The following is an 18,559-nucleotide window of genomic DNA, read 5'->3' as shown; positions in this document are numbered from 1 at the left end:
GGACTCCTTATCCGATGATGATGTTGAGGGCGATCACCAGCACGAGCGCGATCCCGGCGAGCAGGACGGGGCGCTGGTACCAGGGCAGCGAGGCGGCGTCGGCGTCGGTGCGCATCGCCTTCGGCGTCTCGGAATACACCAGGCCGACGAGCTCGGCGGCCGGTTTCGGCCGCGTCACCATGGTCACCGCGACGCTGACGGCGATATCGACCACGAAGGCCGCGCCCGCGGCGACGAAGCTGGCGCCTTGCCCGGACAGGTTCGTCACCCCGGTCTCGTTGAGCAGGAATACGAACACGGCGGCGAGGGTGCCGCTGACCAGGCCGACCCAGCCCGCTGTCGGTGTCATCCGCTTCCACAGCATGCCGAGGATGAAGGTCGCGAACAGCGGCGCGTTGAAGAAGCTGAACAGGGTCTGCAGGTAGTCCATCATGTTGCTGAAACCGCCCGCGATGAACGCGGTGAAGATCGCCGCCACCGTCGCGCCAACCGTGGCGAGCCTGCCGACCTTCAGGTAGTACCCGTCGGGGCGATCCTTGCGGACGTACTGCTGCCACAGATCGAAGCTGAACACGGTGTTGAACGCGGAGACGTTGGCCGCCATGCCCGCCATGAACGCCGCGAGCAGACCCGCGAGCCCGACACCGAGAAGTCCGTTGGGCAGAACCTCTTTCATCAAGAACAACAGCGCTTGGTTATAGGTGACATCGCCTTCGAAATCAGGATTCGCGGCGACCTGCTGCTTGTACTCGATCATCTGCGGCACCAGGACCGCGCTGATCATGCCGGGAATCACCACGATCAGCGGAATGAACATCTTCGGATAGGCGCCGATGATGGGTGTGCGCTGTGCGGCCGAGATCGAGTGAGTTGCCAACGCGCGCTGCACTTCTACGAAGTTGGTCGTCCAATAGCCGAAGGAGAGCACGAAACCCAGACCGAACACGATGCCCATGATCGAGGCGAAGTTGTCGGTGAACCCGCTCATCGCATTGCCCGGCCAGGTCTGCAACTGTTCGGCGCCGCCCGGGGAGCCGGTTACCTTGGCCTGCAATCCATCCCAGCCGCCCACGCGGTGCAGACCCACCAGGGTCAACGGCAGCAGCGCGGCGACGATCACGAAGAACTGCAGCACCTCGTTGTAGATCGCGGCCGACAGCCCGCCGAGGGTGACATAGGACAGCACGATCGCCGCCGCCGCGACCACCGAGATCCACAGCGGCCAGCCGAGCAGCACGTTCACGATGGTGCCGAGCAGGTAGAGGTTCACGCCCGCGATCAGCACCTGCGCGACCGCGAAGCTCAACGCGTTCACCAGATGCGCGCCGGTACCGAAGCGCCTTCGCATGAATTCCGGCACCGAACGCACCTTGGAGCCGTAGTAGAACGGCATCATCACCACGCCGAGAAACAGCATGGCCGGGACCGCGCCGATCCAGAAGTAGTTGAACGTGGGGAAACCGTATTGGGCGCCGTTGGCGGACATACCCATGATCTCCACCGCGCCCAGATTGGCGGAGATGAACGCCAGACCCGTCACCCAGGCGGGTAGTGAGCGGCCGGACAGGAAGAAGTCGACACTGTTCGACACCCGCCGCCTGGCGATCAGGCCGATGCCGAGGACGAAGACGAAATACAGGGCGACCAGCGCGTAGTCGACGGGGGCGGCGTCGAGTCTCAGTGTCGAAGATGCCTCTAGCACAGCGTATTCCTCCTGGCCTGGAGCCGGGCGGCACACGAGCGTCGTTCACACGGCGCGGGCTGCGTCGCCCGTCGAACTGTTTCGGATGCCTCCACTGTGAGGGTTTGTGCCGTGCGTCACAGCGAAATCGGGCTGAACAAAAAAGACAACTGTTCAATTCAGTTTGTGGGCACCCGCGGCGGGTTCGACGGCGAAAACGCGCGGTGGAGCGAAACCTGTTGCGGCGAACCGGTTCACGATGTTTTCGGCGACACGGTCGGCGTGGTCGACCAGGGCGATGATGCTGCCGCCGAAACCGCCGCCGACCATGCGCGCGCCGTGGGCGCCCGCGTCAAGCGCGGCTTCGACCGCGAGATCCAGTGTGGGCGCGGAGACTTCGAAGTCATCGTGCAGGGATCGGTGCGAAGCGGTGAGCAGCTCGCCGATCTCGCGTGGGTCCGCGCTGGTCCGCAGCTTGTCGGCGACTGCGAGGACCCGCGCGTTCTCGGTGACCACGTGGGTGGCGCGACGCCGCAGCAGTGAATCCCGCAGGTGTGGAAGGTCTTCGACGCCTGCGTCGCGCAGGGCGGGCAGGTCCAGTGCGTCGGCGGCGGCTTCGCATTGGGCTCGACGTTCGGCGTAGCCGCCGTCGGACAGGTCGTGCGGTTGGCCGGTGTCGACGACGAGCAGCGTCAAGCCCGCTGCCTCCAGGTCGAACGGAATCTGTTCGGTGGCACCGAGTTCCGCCGCTGCGAACGCGCGGACATCGAGAAATAGCGCATGACCTGCGGCGCACAGGATCGAGGCTGACTGGTCGAGCAGGCCGGTCGGCACACCGGCGAAACCGTTCTCCGCCGCCCTGGCGACCTCGACCATCTGCCGATCGGTGAGTTCGGGAGCGAACAGATCGCGCAGCGCGATCGTCACCGCGCAGCACAGGGCCGCTGACGAGGACAGGCCCGCACCGATCGGCACCGCGCCGTCGAGTTCGAGGTCGACCCCGCGGACGCGATGACCACCGCGAACGAACTCGTCGACGACGCCGAGCGGATAGCGCGCCCAGCCGGGCAACCGATTCCGCTGTGCCACAAGGTCGTTCAGCTGCACTTCGACGGTGTCACCGGGCCGTTGCGCCGAGGTGAGCCGCACCAGCCCGTCATCGCGTGGTTCGGCCGCGCACACGACACCGAGTGACAGGGCGATGGGCAGCACGAAGCCGTCGTTGTAGTCGGTGTGCTCGCCGATGATGTTGACCCGGCCCGGCGCGATCCACTTCTGCACGCGTACTTCCCCTTCCGCTCCCTGCGACGATGCCACCACCGAACACCGCGGCGGGCAAGCGTGTGACACCGGGTGCCGAATCGGTATCCCCCCGATGCGCACAACACATCGACAGCGGGGCCGCGGACGTGTCATGATCGACTGAGTTGTAAAGGTTTTGAGCGTCGGCGCCTGCCGGCTGGGGATAGTGCTCGAACGACAACACTCGGTGCTCTCGGCCGATACTTCGAGTGATTCACCGGCCTTCCATTCGATCGACGCTCGTCGCGTGCGCAGCAAGATCGAGGGGGGCTGATGACCATCAGCGAGACACTGAGCGGAAGCCGACGATGGTGTGTGGGGCTCCTCGGCGCTGCGGGGGCGGTGCTGGTCGCGCCGTTGGCAGGTGGGCGCGCACTACCGTTTCTGCTGCTCATCGTGATCGTGGCGGGGTCGCTGGCGATGATCGGGTACGGCATGTACCGCCATCGGCCCACCCACCGGCTGCCCTGGTACCTGCTGGCCGCCTCGGTGCCGCTGTTCGCCGCCGGAACCGCCATACGCGCGCTCGGGCTGCACGCGGACTGGCACCCCGTCGATGATCTGTGCACCCTGGCCGCATCGCTGTGCCTGGGGCTGGCCGCCGTGGGCTGGTTGCAGCCGCGCAGACTCCGCAATGCCCGTGACCTGTGGCTGGATTCGGCGCTCATCGGACTCAGCGCGCTGCTGGCCTCGTGGACCTTCCTGATCTCGCCGATCCTGCGCCACAGCAACGGACTCGTCGACACCGCGCTGGCCGCGAGCTATCCGGTGATCCACGCCCTGCTTGCCACCGTGCTCGCGCATTCACTGGCGACGGTGGTTCGCTCGGAGACGTCACTGCGGTTGTTGCAGGCCGCGCTGATCGCCGTGCTCGTCGGCGGAGTACTCGAAAGTCTCACTGCCGCAGGCACGATCGCGGTCGATCCCGAGTACGCGCTGGTACCGCAGCAGTGGGCGTATCTGCTGGCCGGGCTGGCCGCGGTGCAGCCGACGATGGGCGCGCTACGCGACGCCGAGGACGTGCACCCGCATCGATCGCGGCAACGCGCCGGGATGATCGCGGTGGCGCTGGTGGCGGCCTCGCTGATCAGCGTGGTCGGCGCAGATCTCGGCGTCGGCGATCGCGTGGTGATCTGTTCGCTGCTCACCCTGCTGCTGGTGGGTGTGCTGGTGCGCAGCGAACGCGCCATCGGCCGCAGTATGCGCAGCGAACGCCGGGCGCAATATCAAGCCGACCACGACCTGCTCACCGGCCTGTTCAACCGCGCCGCCCTGTTGCGCGCACCTCACCGCTACCGCGACCAATGGGCCGGAAAACCGTTGTGCCTGCTGTTCATCGACCTCGACGGCTTCAAAATGGTCAACGACAGCTACGGCCACGCCGTCGGCGACGAACTCATCGCCAACGCCGCCTCCCGCATCCGCCGCATCACCAGCGTCGGCGACCTCACCGCCCGCTACGGCGGCGACGAATTCGTGATCCTGGCGCCCCGCACCCGCTCCGAAGCCGCCGTCCTTGCCGAACATCTCCTCGGCGCCTTCATTCGCCCCTTCGAACTGAGTTGCGGCGAAATCCCCATCACCGCCAGCATCGGCGTCGCCTGCGTCACCACCCGCCCCACCGAGAAGACGATCTACGACCTCATCCGCACCGCCGACGCCGCCATGTACCACGCCAAGGAATACCGGCTGGGCCTGAGCTTCCACGACGAACTGCGCACACCGACCCCTCGTCGGTCCCATCTGCGAACCACCAAACCGACGAGCACGGCCGTGTAGGGATCGTGACGCCGGTCACACGACCGACTCGACCCTATGGACTACTACTAAAGTCTCCAACTGAGGCATCAGCGGCCATTTTTTCGCTGTCGATTGTACTGTAGTATCAATTCGATGACCGAGCGAGAGGGGCTCGAGATGCTGATGGTCGACGTACTCGGCCAGATGCGAATACGCACCGATCGCGAGAGCGAGGCAGATTCCCGCTGCGCGATGCAGGTCGTCGACAACAGCCATATGGGCACCGCGCTGGCGATATTCTCCTGTTCGCCGGGGCGAGTGGTGGAAGTCGAGCGCCTGATCGAACTCATGTGGCACGGTCGCCCCACCCGGACCGCTCGACAGAGCGTCCATGTCCAAGTCAGCAAGCTGCGCAGGATATTCACCGATCTCGGCGGTGACGGGAGCGCCGTCATCCGCAACGCCCGCAACGGCTACCTGCTCGACGACCGGCTGGTGAGACTCGACGTCCAGCTGTTCACCGAGCAGGTCCGCCAGGCACACGCGGCGCATCGCGTCAACGACGCGGCGACCTCGCTGAAACTGTTCGACAGCGCCCTCGCGCACTGGCACGGAAAGCCGTTCACCGGCATCGATCTGCCGGGTGAACTCGCACGGCACAGCGAATCCATCGAGCGCATTCACCTCAGCGCCCGCGAGGGCCGCGTCGAGGTATTGATCAACATGGGAGCGGGCCGCGAACTGATCCCCGAGCTCGAATCCCTGATCGGGCACGACCCGTTTCAGGAATTCCTGCACGGCTGCCTGATGATCGCGCTGTCCAGAAGTGGGCGGCGCGGCGAAGCGCTGCGGCTGTACCAGAACTTCGCCCGCCATCTGCACCGCGAACTCGGCATACCCCCCGGCCCTGAGATCCGGCATATCTTCGACACCGTTCTCAGTGGCCGGGATGTATCCAGAATCTGGGTCAGCCCGCTCGACCACGACCTTCGAGCCAGCGTCGGGGTGGCCTGACAGGCGCCGACGCGTCAGCGTTCATCAGCCGCGCACGGCCGGAGCGAAGGCGCAGGTACGCCTAGCTACTTCTGGCGTAACCCGTCGATGACCTCCCACAGACCGCCGACGGTGTCGCAGGATCCGTCGACCAGGATGAAATCCGGGATCGCCACCTGGAACTCCTCCTCGAGCGCGATCAGCAGATGGACCAGGGCCAGCGAATCGACGCCGACCGACTTCAGCTCAGCGCCTGCGTCGAAGGTCATCTCGCGGGTTCGCGGCGGCAGGACGCTGCGCACGTGCTTCTCGAAGGACGGGTCCCACGGGGAATTCTCGGTCATGGCAGGTCTCTCCTGGTTGTTTCGAGCACGGATGCGGCGACCACCCGGTCGCCGTCGGTCACGACTTCCGCCGGTGCGGGGCGCGAGAGAAAACCCATCAGGCTCGCGGAGATCCCGTAGGCGCCGACGTTCGGAATGGTGACGAGATCGCCCGGTTTCGCACCGGCCAGATCGGACCGGTGGTTGAGCACATCGGCGGGGGTACACAGCGGACCGACGACGGCGGCCGCACCGGACTCCGCGCCTGCGGCGCCGACGACGGTGGCACTGATCGGTGGCACCCGGCCGATCCCGGACAGCCCGCCGACATGGTGAATTCCGGTGTCGGTGATGACGAATTCGCGGCCGCCGCTCGACTTGATCTCGGTGACCTCGGCGACGAGCGTGCCGCTGTCGCAGGTCAGATAGCGGCCGGACTCGAACGCCACAACGGGCGCGCCGTCACGCCACCCAGGGAACGAGGTGTCCAGCGCGTCGGACACCGCCGACCGCAGATTCGGATAGGTCGGACGGACACCGTCGCGTCCGTAGGGCGCGGCGAAACCACCGCCGAGGTCGAGCAGTCGCACCGAGATGCCGAGGCGGTCCGCGAACGCACGGGCGTGGCTGATGCTGGCGAGGATTTCGGCGATGAGCACCGTTTCGTCGACCACGTTGCTCACCGGGAAGAAGTGCAGGCCGACCACGTCGACGCCGTCGATGTCGAGATCGGCGGCGGTGAACGTCGCCGTGGCGATGTCGATGCCGAATTGCGTTGCGGCACCGGTCATTCGCATCGCGCTGTTGCCGTGGGCCGCCGGTCCGTTCACCCGCAGCAGGCACCGCGCGACGACATCGGCCGCGACGGCGGCGTCGGCGACTCGGCGCAGATCGTCGAGGGATTCGCACGAGAAGGTCACCACCCCGGCCGCGAGCGCGGTGGCGATCTCACCCGCGGTCTTACCCGGACCGGTGTACAGCGCGTCGGCGACGTCGAAGCCGGCGCGGATCGCCGAGGCCAGCTCCCCCGTCGAACTGATCTCGGCGTGGCAGCCACCGCGGTGCAGAATCGACCCGATGTGATGGTTCGGATTCGCCTTGAGCGAGAAGTACAGGCGACACGGCGCCGGAAGCAGTGCCAGCAGGTCGCTGTTCGCGCGCTCGACCAGTTCCTGACGATGGATGTAGACCGGTGTTCCGTACCGACCGGCGATCGACTCTGGTGACGGGTTCATCATTCCTTACCTTGGTATCGGCGAATGACGTTGCGTACGTCAATCTTTCCGTTGCTGGTGAGTGGAAGTGCCGAGACCACGACGCAGTCGTCGGGGATCTTCTGCGGCTCGAGGTGCAATGCCAATCCGGCCAGGACCACCGCCGGTTGCGCGGTTCCGGTGATCACGACCAGGTAGGGGGAATCGGGAGTGGGCGGCACGGTGACGGCCTGCCCGACGCCTGGCACCTGCTCGGCGGCGGCCGCGATCTCGGCGGTACTGGTGCGGACGCCCTTGACCTTGAAGATGTCGTCGCGGCGGCCCTCGATGTAGAGGTATCCGTCGGCGTCGACGCGGCCGTAGTCGCCGGTGCGCAGGAAGCGTCGCCCGTCCTCGGCTGTTCCGAAGACATCGACGCTCAGCTGCGGCGGACCCCAGTAACCGTCCATCACGTGCGGGCCGTAGGCGACGATCTGCCCGACGGTGCCGACCGGTACCGGTGCACCGGCTTCGTCGACGATCTCCACGGTTGTGCCTGCCAGCGGCCGTCCGACCGTGCCAGGACGAGTCAGGCCCGCGTCGGGTTCGGCGATGCTGACCCGTTTGCACTCGGTGATCCCGTACATCGCGATCATCGCGGCGCGGGGAAACACGGTTCGGAGTTCGCTGATCCGGTGTTCGGCGAGGTCGGCGCCGGTACTGGTCACCGAACGCACCGACAGAGCGGGGCCGCGGCGGGCCATCAGCGCAGACAGCATCGTCGCGACTGCCGGGACCAGCGGAAGGACCGTCACCTCGTGGGAGTAGATCGCCCGCAGCATGGCGCCGGGACTGGAGCCGTCGGCGAGGACGAGTTCACCGCGCGCGGCGAAGGTGAGCAGCACCTGGTACAGGCCGTAGTCGAACGACAGCGGCAGCAGCAGGGCCACCCGGTCGTCGGCGCGGTACCCGAGGCGCTCGGCGATGCCGGTCATGGCGGCGTCGACCGCCGCGGCCGGGCATCGAACACCTTTGGGCGCCGCCGTGGACCCGGAGGTGTACAGCAGACACACCAGATCCGCGGGGCCGTGCCCGGTTACCGGCGGTGCCGGGGTCTCGGTGTCGCCGAGGCTCGAGTCGTTGTCCACCACCAGTGCGGCGGTGCAGTCGCCGACCACCGTCTCGAGTCGGCGGTCGGTGGTGGCGGGGTGGAGCGGCACCGCGGTCGCGCCGAGATACCAGACACCGAAGAGCACGGCGATGGTCTCCGGCGCGGTCGCGGCACGCACCACCACCCGATCACCTTGCCGGACACCGGATTCGGCCAGCTTCCCGGCCGCGCTCACCGCGGCACGCAGTAGCTGCGCGTAGGTGAGTGTGCGATCGCCGTCTCGGACGGCGGTGGACGTGCCCGCGGCCGAGGCCGCTGCGGCGAGGATCGAGAACGGGCCCCGATCGTGCGAATTCGGATGGTTATCCATCAGTTCCCTCGTCTCGTGTGATGGGTGCGCGAGGCAGAATCGCCGCGACCGCGCCGCCCACGGCGAGCAGCAGCGCGGCCTCGACCAGATAGGCGTTGCGGGACGCGGCGAGCAGCGCAGCGAGTGCGGGTCCACCCGCATCGGTCAGCAGCGCGCCGGGCGACGGCGCGTCCGGGCCCGCCCGCATCGAGTAGGACACGGCCAGCGCACTGCCGACGAAGGTGACGCCGAGTGCGAAGCCGATCTCCTGCACCGCGTCATTGGCGGCGGTGCGGGTGCCGACGCGGTCGGCGGGCGCCGTGGCGACGACGAGTTCGGTGGCGATGGGCATGGCAAGACCGATACCGAGGCCGACGATGGTCATCGCGCCGATCACCAGTGGCACGCTCTGCGTACTCGCCGCCGCGGCAACACAACCCAGCGCCGTGGTGAGCAGGCCGGTGACGACGCCGAGCCGCGGACCCACCGTGCGGGCGAGCACCGGCGCCGACACCGCGCCGACGATGGTGGCCGCCGTGGTCGGCAGCACCGCCGTGCCCGCGGCCAGGGCGGAAAGGCCGTGGCCGGCCTGCAGGAGCTGGGTCAGGACGAACATCGCACCCGCGACAGCGAGAAACGCTGCGCCGTTGACCATTTGGCCCGCGATCGAGTCGCGGTCGAGGTCACCGAATATCTCGCGGCGCCGGTGCGCCGGGGTGAGAACGGCCGCCAGACACCCCACTGCCGATACCGCGACGATCGACGCGGGCACGGGTACATCGGTCATCAGATTCAGTGCGGGTACCAGGGCGATCATCCCGACGGCCAGCAGCAACGCGGTGACCGGCGAGAGCGCATCGCTGCGTTGCGCGGGGAGCGGGGCTAGTACGGCGAGCACGGCCACTGCGCAGACCGCCCCGACGACGGCGGTCATCGCGAAGGTGGCCTGCCAGCCGTGCCAGGCGATCGCCGCACCGCCCGCAACCTGACCGAAAGCTGTACCGACCACGGTGATTCCGGTCCAGACCGCGATCGCGGCGGACCGCTTGGCCGCGGGCACGACCTGGATGATCGCGGCAAGCGAGGCCGGTGTCACCAATGCGGCACCGGCACCGAGCACCACGCGGGCGCCGATGACCACCGCCGGTGTGTCGGCGAACAGCCCGAGGGCACCGCCGACCGACGTGACGATCAGGCCCGCGACCAGGGTCCGGCGGGCGCCAAGGCGGCCGGTCGCGAATCCGGCGGGTACCAGCAGCGCCGCGAACACCGTGGAGTAACTCACCACGACGACCCGCATGTCGGTGCTGTCGAGGTCGAGGTCGGCCGCCAGCGCGGGCAGCGCGAGGTTCATCGACGTGTTGTTGAACATCGCGACCGCGACCGCGACCGCGGCCACCGCGACGGCAGGCCAGTGGGCGCGTTCGGACGGCACCCGGTTGTCCGGGGCTGTCGAACGCGTAGGCGCTGTCACCGGACAGGCACCGGCGCGGCGGCCGGGCGGCCGATGCGGACGGGCGGCTCATCGGTGTCGAGCCCGGTCCACTCGACAACCACACAGGTGCAGGTGAATCCGGCTCCGCCGCCGACCAGGAGGATGCGTTCGCCGGTCCGCGGCCGGGTGGTCGAGAGCAGATGTGCCAGGCCGACCAGCTGATCGCTCGCGCCCATGTGGCCGATCGTCTGGGCGAAGCGCCAGTTCGACCGTGTGATGTCGAACGCGGCCAGGCTGCCGAGTTGCCGGTCGAACTTCGAACGACCCGCGGCCGGAACGATCATGTGCCCGAGGTCCTCCATCGCGCAGTCGGCGTCGGCCAATACTCCGGACACGGCCTCCGAGACGGCCCCGAGCACCCGCTGCACGGCAGCTCGCAGGCCGCCGGTGGTCGCGAAATGGTCGAACCTGGATTGCAGGACAAGGGGATCCGCCGGGGTTTCCAGCGAGAATTCGGGACCGCGGATCACCGGCTCGGCGTCGTTGCTCGCGACCGTGTGCGTCGCGACGATCCGCAGGGGTGAGGGAGTGCGGCCGATGATCGCCGCCGCGGCGCCGTCGCCGTAGACGATGCCGGTTTCGGTACTCCACCGATCGAATCGGTTGCCCGTGAACCGATCCGCCGTGGTGACCATGATGTCGCCACCGTCGGCGCGCAGGAGTCGAGCCGCGAGCTCGAGGCCGCTCAGCCCGACGTTGCACTGCTGCTGGAGGTCGAAGGCGTGGGTGCGCGGGTGCGCGACCTGATCGGCGACAAACGATGCGGCAGGCCACATTTCGGCGCCCTGGTACCACAGACCCCCATGGAACAGGGTGTCGATGGATTCGGGCGCGGTGCCTGCGGCGGCCAACGCGTGTCGGCCCGCTTCGACCGCCATCTCGACGGCGACGAGATCGCGCTCGACGCAGATGCTCTCGTAGCCGTCGTCGGCACAGGTGTCGGCGTCGTAGCGGCCGTCGGCCACCGCGTCCGCCGTCGACACGACATTCGGGAGCCAGGCCCCGATGCCGCGGAGATAGGTATCGTCAAGCTTCATCAGTGATCACGCTTTTCTGTGAATTCGGAACAGATATCCGGTGAATTCCCGGAGTTTCTCCGAGTGTTCGACAGGCACCCGAATCGGGTACTGCGAATCCGCTTCGAACCATACGTCGCAACACCGTCTTCACAAGCGGGTAATAATTGCCGCGTAAGAATCGGGTTAGCTCGCCGTCGGCGCGTAATGTGGCGATTAGCCCGCGGTCCTAATGTGGCCGATATGAGCAATCGAAATATCCAGAACTCCTACCGGACCGCGACTTCGGCTTGTCTTGTCGTAGCAGGGGTCGCATTGGCCGCCTACCCCTTGCTTCGGCCCTATTCGGACGAGAAGACACTGTCGGGCGCCGCTGCGTTCGCGTCCTCGTCGTGGGTGTTCGCCCATCTGCTCGCGGTGCTCGGGTTCGCGCTGATCGCCGCCGCGATACTCTTCGACGTCGCCTCCCGACCGGCCACCCGTACCGGGCTGCGCGTCGCGGCCGCGGCGACCGGGATCGGCGCGGTCACCCTGCTGAGCTTGTATTACGGGTTCGAATGCTTCGCGCTCAACGAGATCGGCAAGGCTGCGCTTGCGGCGAACTCGGACGAGGGCATGGCACTGGCCGACCGGATCCGCAACCACCCGGCCGCGCTGACACTGTTCGGACTCGGATGGCTCGCCCTCGGCGTGGCCGTCACGCTCTGGGTGGTGGCTCGTCGATCCGGTTGGGCCCCGATCGCTTTCACGGCTCTGGTGTGGCTCTACCTGCCGCAGTTCTTCCTGCCGTCCGTCGGCCGGATCGGGCACGGAGTCCTGGTGCTGATCGCCGCCACCGCCACCGCGTCGGCGCTGCGGTCCGAGCCCGATCACCGCACGGCGCAGCACCGGAATACCGGCTCTGAACTGCCGGTTTAGGACTGATCTAGGGCCACCTTAGCGCGACCCCGCAGAGTCTGTCGTATCGCACAACAGGCATCGGAGGGCATATGGACAAGCTCGAGGTCGTCGCCATCGAGTCGGCAGCCACCGGGGTCGTCCGGGTCGAGCTGAAGGCCCCCGACGGTACCCCGCTGCCGGAATGGGCCCCGGGTGCGCATATCGCTGTCGAACTCGATGGACGGTCCCGGCAGTACTCACTGTGCGGTTCTCGCCGGGACCGCGACCGATGGAGTATCGCCGTTCTCCGCGAACCCGAGAGCCGGGGCGGTTCGGCATATATCCACGAGCGCCTCACCCTCGGTGAGTTGATCACATACAAAGGCCCGGAAAACCGTTTCGAATTCACCGCCGCCGCGCACACGGTGTTCATCGCAGGCGGAATAGGTATCACCCCACTCGTTCCGATGATGGAGCAAGCGGGGGAACTCGGCCTTTCGTGGATTCTTTATTACGGCGGCCGCACCTTCGAGTCGATGGCATTCATCTCCGAATTGACGAATCGGTATCCCGAACGCGTGATAACGCGCCCGCAGGACACCGAGGGGTTGCTCGACATCGATGCGATCGTCGGCGGTCTGGACAGCTCGGCGCAGATCTACTGCTGCGGTCCGACCGGTCTCATCGACGCCGTCGAACAGTCCGGCGCCGCGCACGGCATCGCGGTGCGCACCGAACGCTTTCACGCCGTCCTCACCGACGACGCGGCGGACAACGACTCCTACCTCGTCGAACTGGCCGAGAGCGGTCGCGAGATCACCGTCGCCGAGAACACGAGCCTGCTCGACGCTCTGCGCGAGCACGGAATAGACATCTCCTCCTCCTGCGAGGAGGGCACCTGCGGCACCTGCGAGGTCGTGGTACTCGCCGGTGCGATCACCCACCGCGACTGTGTGCTCTCCGACGAGGAGCGGCAATCCGGCGAAACCATGATGGCCTGCGTCTCGCGGGGTGCGGGTCCTGTCCTGCGCCTGGCGCTCTAGATCGTCCCCACGTAGAAGGAACAAGCGCATGTCGAACGCAACCTATCTGTCGTATTTCCATCAGCGAGTGCAGTCGACCCCCGACAAGCAGGCTCTGGTCTTCCTCGAGGAAGCGGGCACCGAGCTGGTCGAACGGTCGCTGACCTACGCCGAGCTGGATGCCGAGGCCCGCTCGATCGCGGTCGCGGTGTCGGAGCTCATGGAGCCGGGTGATCGCGCCCTGCTGCTGTTCGCGCCGGGTACAGCGTTCGTCTCGGCGTTCGTCGGTGCGCTCGCGGCCGGTGTCGTCGCGGTCCCGGCGCCGCTGCCGGACGGGAAGGAGAAGGGCCTCGACCGGCTCGCGGGCATCGTCGCCGATGCCGATGTGCGGGTGGTCCTCACCCAATCCGAGCTCGCTCCCCTGGTCACCGCGTGGGCGCAATCGGTGCGCCCGGATCTGGTGATTCTCGCGACCGACGAGGTCGTCGCCGATCCCGACTCCTGGACCCCGCCCGCGATGGGCGCGGACGCGATCGCGTTCCTGCAATACACCTCCGGCTCGACCGGCGATCCGAAGGGCGTGATCGTCACCCACGCCAATCTCGTCGCCAACGAGATCGAGATCCGGGCGGCTCTGGAAACCGGCGACGACCTCATCATGGCGTCCTGGCTGCCGCAGTACCACGACATGGGCCTGATCGGGATGATCCTGCATCCGCTGTTCGTCGGTGGCACAGCGGTTTTCATGTCGCCGGTGACCTTCATCAAGCGCCCGGTCCGGTGGATCCAGACCATGGACCGCTACCGCGCCACGATCAGCGTGGCACCGAACTTCGCGTTCGACTTCGTCGCCCGCCGGGTGGACGACGACGCCATCACCGACATCGACCTGAGCTGTGTGCGATCGGTGCTCAACGGGTCCGAACCGATCCAGGCCGAGTCCATCGACAAGTTCCTGGCCAAGCTCGGGCCGCGCGGATTGCGGCGATCGGCGGTGATGCCGGTCTACGGGATGGCCGAGGCCACGCTGTTCATCACCGGTACGCCGGTGGGCGACGAACCCGTCGTCGTCGATGTGGACGCGGAAGCGTTCGCGGGCAATGTGTTGCAGGCACCGGCGCCGGGATCGCAGGCTCAGGTCAGAACGCTGGTCGGCAGCGGCAGGCCGCTCACACTGCAGGTCGCCATCGTCGACCCCGAGACCTTTCAGGAAGTCGAACCCGGTGCGGTGGGCGAGATCTGGGTGCACGGCACGAGTGTCGCCGCGGGCTACTGGAACATGCCCGAGAAGAGCGCCGAGAGCTTCGCAGCCGAGATCGTCGGTCGTAGCGGCGAAAAATGGCTGCGCACAGGTGATCTCGGGGCGTTCTCCGAGGGCAGCCTCTATGTCACCGGCCGGATCAAGGACACCATCATCGTCAACGGTCGCAACCTGTACGCCCACGACATCGAGCGGGCCGCCCGCACCGTCTCCCCCGCCGTCGCGGCCGGGGTGGGCGCGGCGTTCACGGTCGGTCAGCCCGAACGGCTCGTCCTGGTGCACGAGATCCGTCCCGAACTGCTCGCCGACACCGCGCACGCCGCGGTGATCTCGGAGATCCGCGATGTGGTCCGGGCCGAATTCAGCACCCCCATCGCCGAAGTCGTGCTCGTGCGCAAGGGTTCGGTCGCCAGGACCACCAGCGGCAAGATCCGCCGGGTGCGGATGCGTGACCTGTACGAAGCAGGCCAGGTCACCGCACTGACCGAACAGGTGACGGTGTCATGACGGCGCCGACGACTCACGACGACCTGGACGAAATCCTCGGCGCCGGTGCCGAACTCGACAACCCGGCCGGGCACAGTGCGCTGAACGCGGCCGACCGGATCGATGAATTCCCCACCGGCGCTGTGGCGCTGCTCGACGACAACCGCGTGTTCGAGTACTACGTTCCCGTCGAATATGGCGGCAAGCTCGACGATTACGCCGAGACCATGGGCATCATCCGCACGATCGCGGGACGCAACGTCACCCTCGCCGTCGCGCACGGCAAGACCTTCCTCGGCGCGGTGACCGTGTGGGTCGGTGCCGACCGGGAGTTGGCACAGCGGGTCGCCGATGTGATCCTGGCCGGGACGGCCGTGAGCTGGGGCCTCACCGAACGCGGCCACGGCAGCGACCTGCTGTCCGGGGACATGCGTCTGACCCGCGACGATCAGGACAATCTCGTTCTCGACGGCGAGAAGTGGCTGATCAACAACGCCACCAGGGGCGGCGCGCTGACACTGCTGGTGCGCAGCAAGCCCGAGGGCGGTCCGCGCGGATTCGACCTGGTGTTCTACGACAAGGCACGCCACGACGCGCACCGACCGGTGCCCAAGGAACTCACCCACGGGATCCGCGGCGCCGACATCAGCGGAATCCGGATCGACTCCGCGATCGTCGACGAGGCCGATCTGGTGGGGCGCCCCGGCACCGGGCTCGAAACCGTGCTGCGCGGACTGCAATTGACGCGCACGCTGTGCTGTGCGCTCTCGCTCGGCGCGGCGGACAGTGCGCTCGAGGCGGCGCTGGAGTTCGCACGCACCCGAAACCTCTACGGCCGCACACTCATCGAGCTGCCCGACGCACGCCGGATTCTCGGTGAGGCACTCGCCGACCAGTTCCTGAACGAGGCGTTCGCCTTCGTGGTCGCCCGCTCGATCCACAACCTCCCGGCCGAACTGTCGGTCCATTGCGCGGCCGCGAAGTTCCTCGTCCCGACCCGCACCGAAGCCATGATCCGCCGGTTGCGCGGGCTGGTCGGTGCCCGCTCCGTGCTCGACGGCGACGACCGGGTGCTCGGCCGGATCGAACGTGATCACCGCATCGTCTCGCTGTTCGACGGCAATACGGTGGTCAACCTGTCGTCGCTGATCAGCCAGTTCTCGCTGGTGTCGGGCAAGGGCGCGCTGCCCGCCGAGACGATGTCGGAGACTTGCCGACTGAACCTGGACCCCGAGCCGGTGGAGTACGCGCGGCTCAGCTTGCTGGCCAAACGCGGGTCGAGCGCACTGCGGTCACTGGCGGCTGTCGCGGAAGCGACCGCACATGACCCTGGGACACCCGAGCCGTTGCGGACACTGATCGCCGAGGCGAGCCAGCTCACCGGCGCCGAAACCGCAAGGGCGGCAGCCCAACCGCTCAATGCCGCCGACACCCCGAACTCGTCGTTCGTCGTGGCCGAACGCCTGTCGCTGTGCCTCGGCGTGGCCTGTGCCATCCACTTCTGGTACGCCAACCGCACCGACCGCGCCGGACACCCGCTCTGGCACGACGGGCTGTGGCTCGAAGCCGTCCTCGGCCGGGTACTCGGCAGCCTGCGCGGTGACGTCGGCGAATTCGACGGCACCTACGGGACGACGGATCGACTGCTCGCCGCGGCGCTGGAACTGCCTGGCGCACAACGAATCAGTGTGCTCGGCGAGGCCGGACACCGCGCGACGAAGGCAGGAACCAAGTGACCTCGACACTGCCCATCACCGCCTGCGGCGAGTCGATCGAGGCCGCCCTCGGCGACCCCTTCGACGCGGCGGGCCCGATGCCCGCCGACGCCGTTCTCGCGGCCGACGAAATGCGCCGCCTCGCCGACGGTGCCGAGGACCTTCTCGACACCGCCCGGCTCAACGCCGCCTTCGTCCCCGCCGCACTCGGCGGCACGCTGCGCTCGGTTCCGGACCTGATCGGCGCCCTTCGTCCGGTGTTCGCCCGCGACGCCTCACTGGGCCTCGGCTACGGCGTGACCACGCTGATGGCCGGGCTCAACGTCTGGACCGCCGGCGATGCCGCCCAGCAGGCCTCGCTCGCGAACACCATCCTCGACGGTGGCAAGGTATCGGTCGCCTACCACGAACTCGACCACGGCAACGACTTCTCGTCCAACGAGATGCGGGCGGTCGAGTCCGAGGGCGGCTACCTGCTCGAGGGTCGCAAGGAAGTCATCAACAACGCCCACCGTGCCAGTGCGGCCGTGGTTTTCGCACGGACCGACGACCGGCCGGGCCGGTCGCATTCACTGTTCCTCGTCGACCTCACCGATACGACGCGTACCGTCGGCCGACTCCCCCGCTTCCCCACGACCGCGTTGCGCGGAGTCACCCTGAGCGGCTTCGACTTCGATCGGCATCCGGTCCGCACCGCGGATCTGGTCGGGGCGCGCGGCACCGGCGCCGAGATCGCGCTGCGATCGTTCCAGGTGAGCCGGACAGTGATGGCGAGCGCCGGCATCGGCCCGGTGGACATGGCGCTGCACATCGCGTCCTCGTTCGCCGCACAGCGCGTCCTGCGCGGACGGACCGTGGATTCGCTCGAGCACGCCCGCACCAATATCGCGCTGGCACACGCACTGCTGCTCGCCACCGACGCCATGGTCGGCTCCGTCGCACGTCGCATCCACAGCAACCCCGACGCGGTCGCCACCCACACGGCCGCCGCGAAATACCTTGCCCCACAACTACTCGAACAGGCCATGGAGTACCTCGCGGTGGTGCTCGGCGCGCGGTTCTATCTGCGCAGCGGCCCGTCCGGGCTGTTCGGCAAGCACTTCCGGGATGTCGGCCCGATCGGCATCGGCCACGCGGGCGGCACCTCCTGCCTGCTCAGCATCCTGCCCCACCTGCCCCGCCTGACCCGCGATGCCGAGACCGGCACCACGGCGGAGCACCTGTTCACTCCGACCACTACCGGCGGGGACATCCCGTTCGACCGGTTGCGGATCGGAGTCCCGGTCGGTGATCCCTATCTGGCGGGATTGCCGTCCGCGCTCGCGGCGCTGCACGACGCCGGATCCGGCGGTGGTGGCAGCGTGGCCACCACCGCCCGGACTCTGCCCGCCTTCGGCGACGCGGCACGCGGGCTGGCACGGACCGAACTCGGGATCGACGCCGGGCCGCGCCCGATGGCCGTGGCCGCCCGCTACTGCGAGCTGCTCGCGATCGCCGCGGCAACCGGTCACCACCTGGTCAGCCCCGACCCGTTCACCGCCGTGTGGGCCCGGCTCGCCGTCGCGGCGATCGAGGCCCGGCGCACCGGTCTTCGACCCGACGTCGACATCGCCGACGTGGACACCGTTTTCGACGAACTCACCCAGCGCACCCGAACGGGGCGAAGCCACTGCCTCGACGCCGCACCGGTACTCCGCTCGATCCCCCAGGAGAAGCAATGACCGACCTCAGCCCGGTAATGACCGAAGCCGATATCGCCGACTGGTTGGCGACCAAGGTGGCGGGATACCTCGACACGACCGCCGAGGCCATCGACCACGACCGCTCGCTCGCCGAGTACGGACTCGACTCGGTCTACGCCATCACGCTCTGCGGCGAAATCGAGGACACCCTCGGCATCGCCGTCGAACCCACGCTGGCCTGGGACTACCCCACCGTCACCGCGATGGCCGAGTTCCTTGCCACCGAAACCGGTCCACGGCAATGACTTCCG

At 67.7% G+C, this 18,559-nt stretch carries 15 protein-coding genes; 8 read left to right on the top strand and 7 right to left on the bottom strand.

The genetic code is table 11. The features are described 5' to 3' along the window. Nucleotides 1–7: 7 nt before the first annotated feature. Both ACFW6D_RS23365 and galK read right to left on the bottom strand, forming a co-directional pair. Entirely contained in the window at nt 8–1,702 is a 1,695-nt protein-coding gene (locus tag ACFW6D_RS23365) for a sodium:solute symporter family protein (RefSeq protein WP_379331369.1), read from the bottom strand. Between the two features lie 153 nt (nt 1,703–1,855). After that, nucleotides 1,856–2,962 carry a galactokinase gene (gene galK, locus ACFW6D_RS23360; protein ID WP_379331367.1) on the bottom strand — a complete coding sequence of 369 codons (1,107 nt, stop codon included), beginning with the start codon at nt 2,960–2,962 and terminating at the stop codon, nt 1,856–1,858. Between the two features lie 294 nt (nt 2,963–3,256). On the opposite strand from galK, the gene ACFW6D_RS23355 reads away from it, so the two are divergent. Both ACFW6D_RS23355 and ACFW6D_RS23350 read left to right on the top strand, forming a co-directional pair. Then, nucleotides 3,257–4,762, top strand: a complete 1,506-nt coding sequence (locus ACFW6D_RS23355; RefSeq protein ID WP_379331365.1) for a diguanylate cyclase domain-containing protein — start codon at nt 3,257–3,259, stop codon at nt 4,760–4,762. A 114-nt stretch (nt 4,763–4,876) separates the two neighbouring features. Next, entirely contained in the window at nt 4,877–5,737 is an 861-nt protein-coding gene (locus tag ACFW6D_RS23350) for a BTAD domain-containing putative transcriptional regulator (RefSeq protein WP_379331363.1), read from the top strand. Between the two features lie 65 nt (nt 5,738–5,802). Here ACFW6D_RS23350 and ACFW6D_RS23345 read toward each other — a convergent pair whose 3' ends face one another. The 5 genes from ACFW6D_RS23345 to ACFW6D_RS23325 are packed head-to-tail and all read right to left on the bottom strand — an operon-like array spanning nt 5,803 to nt 11,224. Then, nucleotides 5,803–6,060, bottom strand: a complete 258-nt coding sequence (locus ACFW6D_RS23345; RefSeq protein WP_379331361.1) for a phosphopantetheine-binding protein — start codon at nt 6,058–6,060, stop codon at nt 5,803–5,805. Next, on the bottom strand, nt 6,057–7,274 hold the full coding sequence (locus ACFW6D_RS23340; protein ID WP_379331360.1) for a type III PLP-dependent enzyme: 1,218 nt from the start codon (nt 7,272–7,274) through the stop codon (nt 6,057–6,059). Before ACFW6D_RS23340 ends, ACFW6D_RS23345 begins: the two co-directional genes overlap by 4 nt. Next, nucleotides 7,274–8,713 carry a class I adenylate-forming enzyme family protein gene (locus ACFW6D_RS23335; RefSeq protein ID WP_379331358.1) on the bottom strand — a complete coding sequence of 480 codons (1,440 nt, stop codon included), beginning with the start codon at nt 8,711–8,713 and terminating at the stop codon, nt 7,274–7,276. The genes ACFW6D_RS23340 and ACFW6D_RS23335 overlap by 1 nt, the downstream gene beginning before the upstream one ends. Beyond that, nucleotides 8,706–10,166 carry an MFS transporter gene (locus ACFW6D_RS23330; RefSeq protein WP_379331356.1) on the bottom strand — a complete coding sequence of 487 codons (1,461 nt, stop codon included), beginning with the start codon at nt 10,164–10,166 and terminating at the stop codon, nt 8,706–8,708. The genes ACFW6D_RS23335 and ACFW6D_RS23330 overlap by 8 nt, the downstream gene beginning before the upstream one ends. Further along, on the bottom strand, nt 10,163–11,224 hold the full coding sequence (locus tag ACFW6D_RS23325) for a ketoacyl-ACP synthase III family protein (RefSeq protein WP_379331354.1): 1,062 nt from the start codon (nt 11,222–11,224) through the stop codon (nt 10,163–10,165). The genes ACFW6D_RS23330 and ACFW6D_RS23325 overlap by 4 nt, the downstream gene beginning before the upstream one ends. Before the next feature lie 222 nt (nt 11,225–11,446). On the opposite strand from ACFW6D_RS23325, the gene ACFW6D_RS23320 reads away from it, so the two are divergent. The 6 genes from ACFW6D_RS23320 to ACFW6D_RS23295 all read left to right on the top strand — a co-directional run bounded on the left by ACFW6D_RS23320 (nt 11,447) and on the right by ACFW6D_RS23295 (nt 18,553). Continuing rightward, complete coding sequence (locus tag ACFW6D_RS23320) at nt 11,447–12,121, top strand: hypothetical protein (RefSeq protein ID WP_379331352.1); 675 nt, start codon at nt 11,447–11,449, stop codon at nt 12,119–12,121. Nucleotides 12,122–12,192: 71 nt separating this feature from the next. Next, nucleotides 12,193–13,125, top strand: coding sequence for a PDR/VanB family oxidoreductase (locus ACFW6D_RS23315; protein WP_379331350.1), 933 nt, complete (start codon nt 12,193–12,195; stop codon nt 13,123–13,125). A 28-nt stretch (nt 13,126–13,153) separates the two neighbouring features. Continuing rightward, entirely contained in the window at nt 13,154–14,872 is a 1,719-nt protein-coding gene (locus ACFW6D_RS23310; RefSeq protein WP_379331348.1) for a fatty acyl-AMP ligase, read from the top strand. Then, nucleotides 14,869–16,587 carry an acyl-CoA dehydrogenase family protein gene (locus ACFW6D_RS23305; RefSeq protein ID WP_379331346.1) on the top strand — a complete coding sequence of 573 codons (1,719 nt, stop codon included), beginning with the start codon at nt 14,869–14,871 and terminating at the stop codon, nt 16,585–16,587. The genes ACFW6D_RS23310 and ACFW6D_RS23305 overlap by 4 nt, the downstream gene beginning before the upstream one ends. Next, nucleotides 16,584–18,287 carry an acyl-CoA dehydrogenase gene (locus ACFW6D_RS23300; protein ID WP_379331344.1) on the top strand — a complete coding sequence of 568 codons (1,704 nt, stop codon included), beginning with the start codon at nt 16,584–16,586 and terminating at the stop codon, nt 18,285–18,287. The genes ACFW6D_RS23305 and ACFW6D_RS23300 overlap by 4 nt, the downstream gene beginning before the upstream one ends. Beyond that, nucleotides 18,284–18,553, top strand: coding sequence for an acyl carrier protein (locus ACFW6D_RS23295; RefSeq protein ID WP_379331342.1), 270 nt, complete (start codon nt 18,284–18,286; stop codon nt 18,551–18,553). Before ACFW6D_RS23300 ends, ACFW6D_RS23295 begins: the two co-directional genes overlap by 4 nt. Nucleotides 18,554–18,559 lie beyond the last annotated feature (6 nt).

Source organism: Nocardia sp. NPDC058705 (assembly GCF_042749305.1).
Lineage (GTDB): Bacteria > Actinomycetota > Actinomycetes > Mycobacteriales > Mycobacteriaceae > Nocardia.
This window is presented reverse-complemented; position numbering and strand designations above follow the sequence as displayed.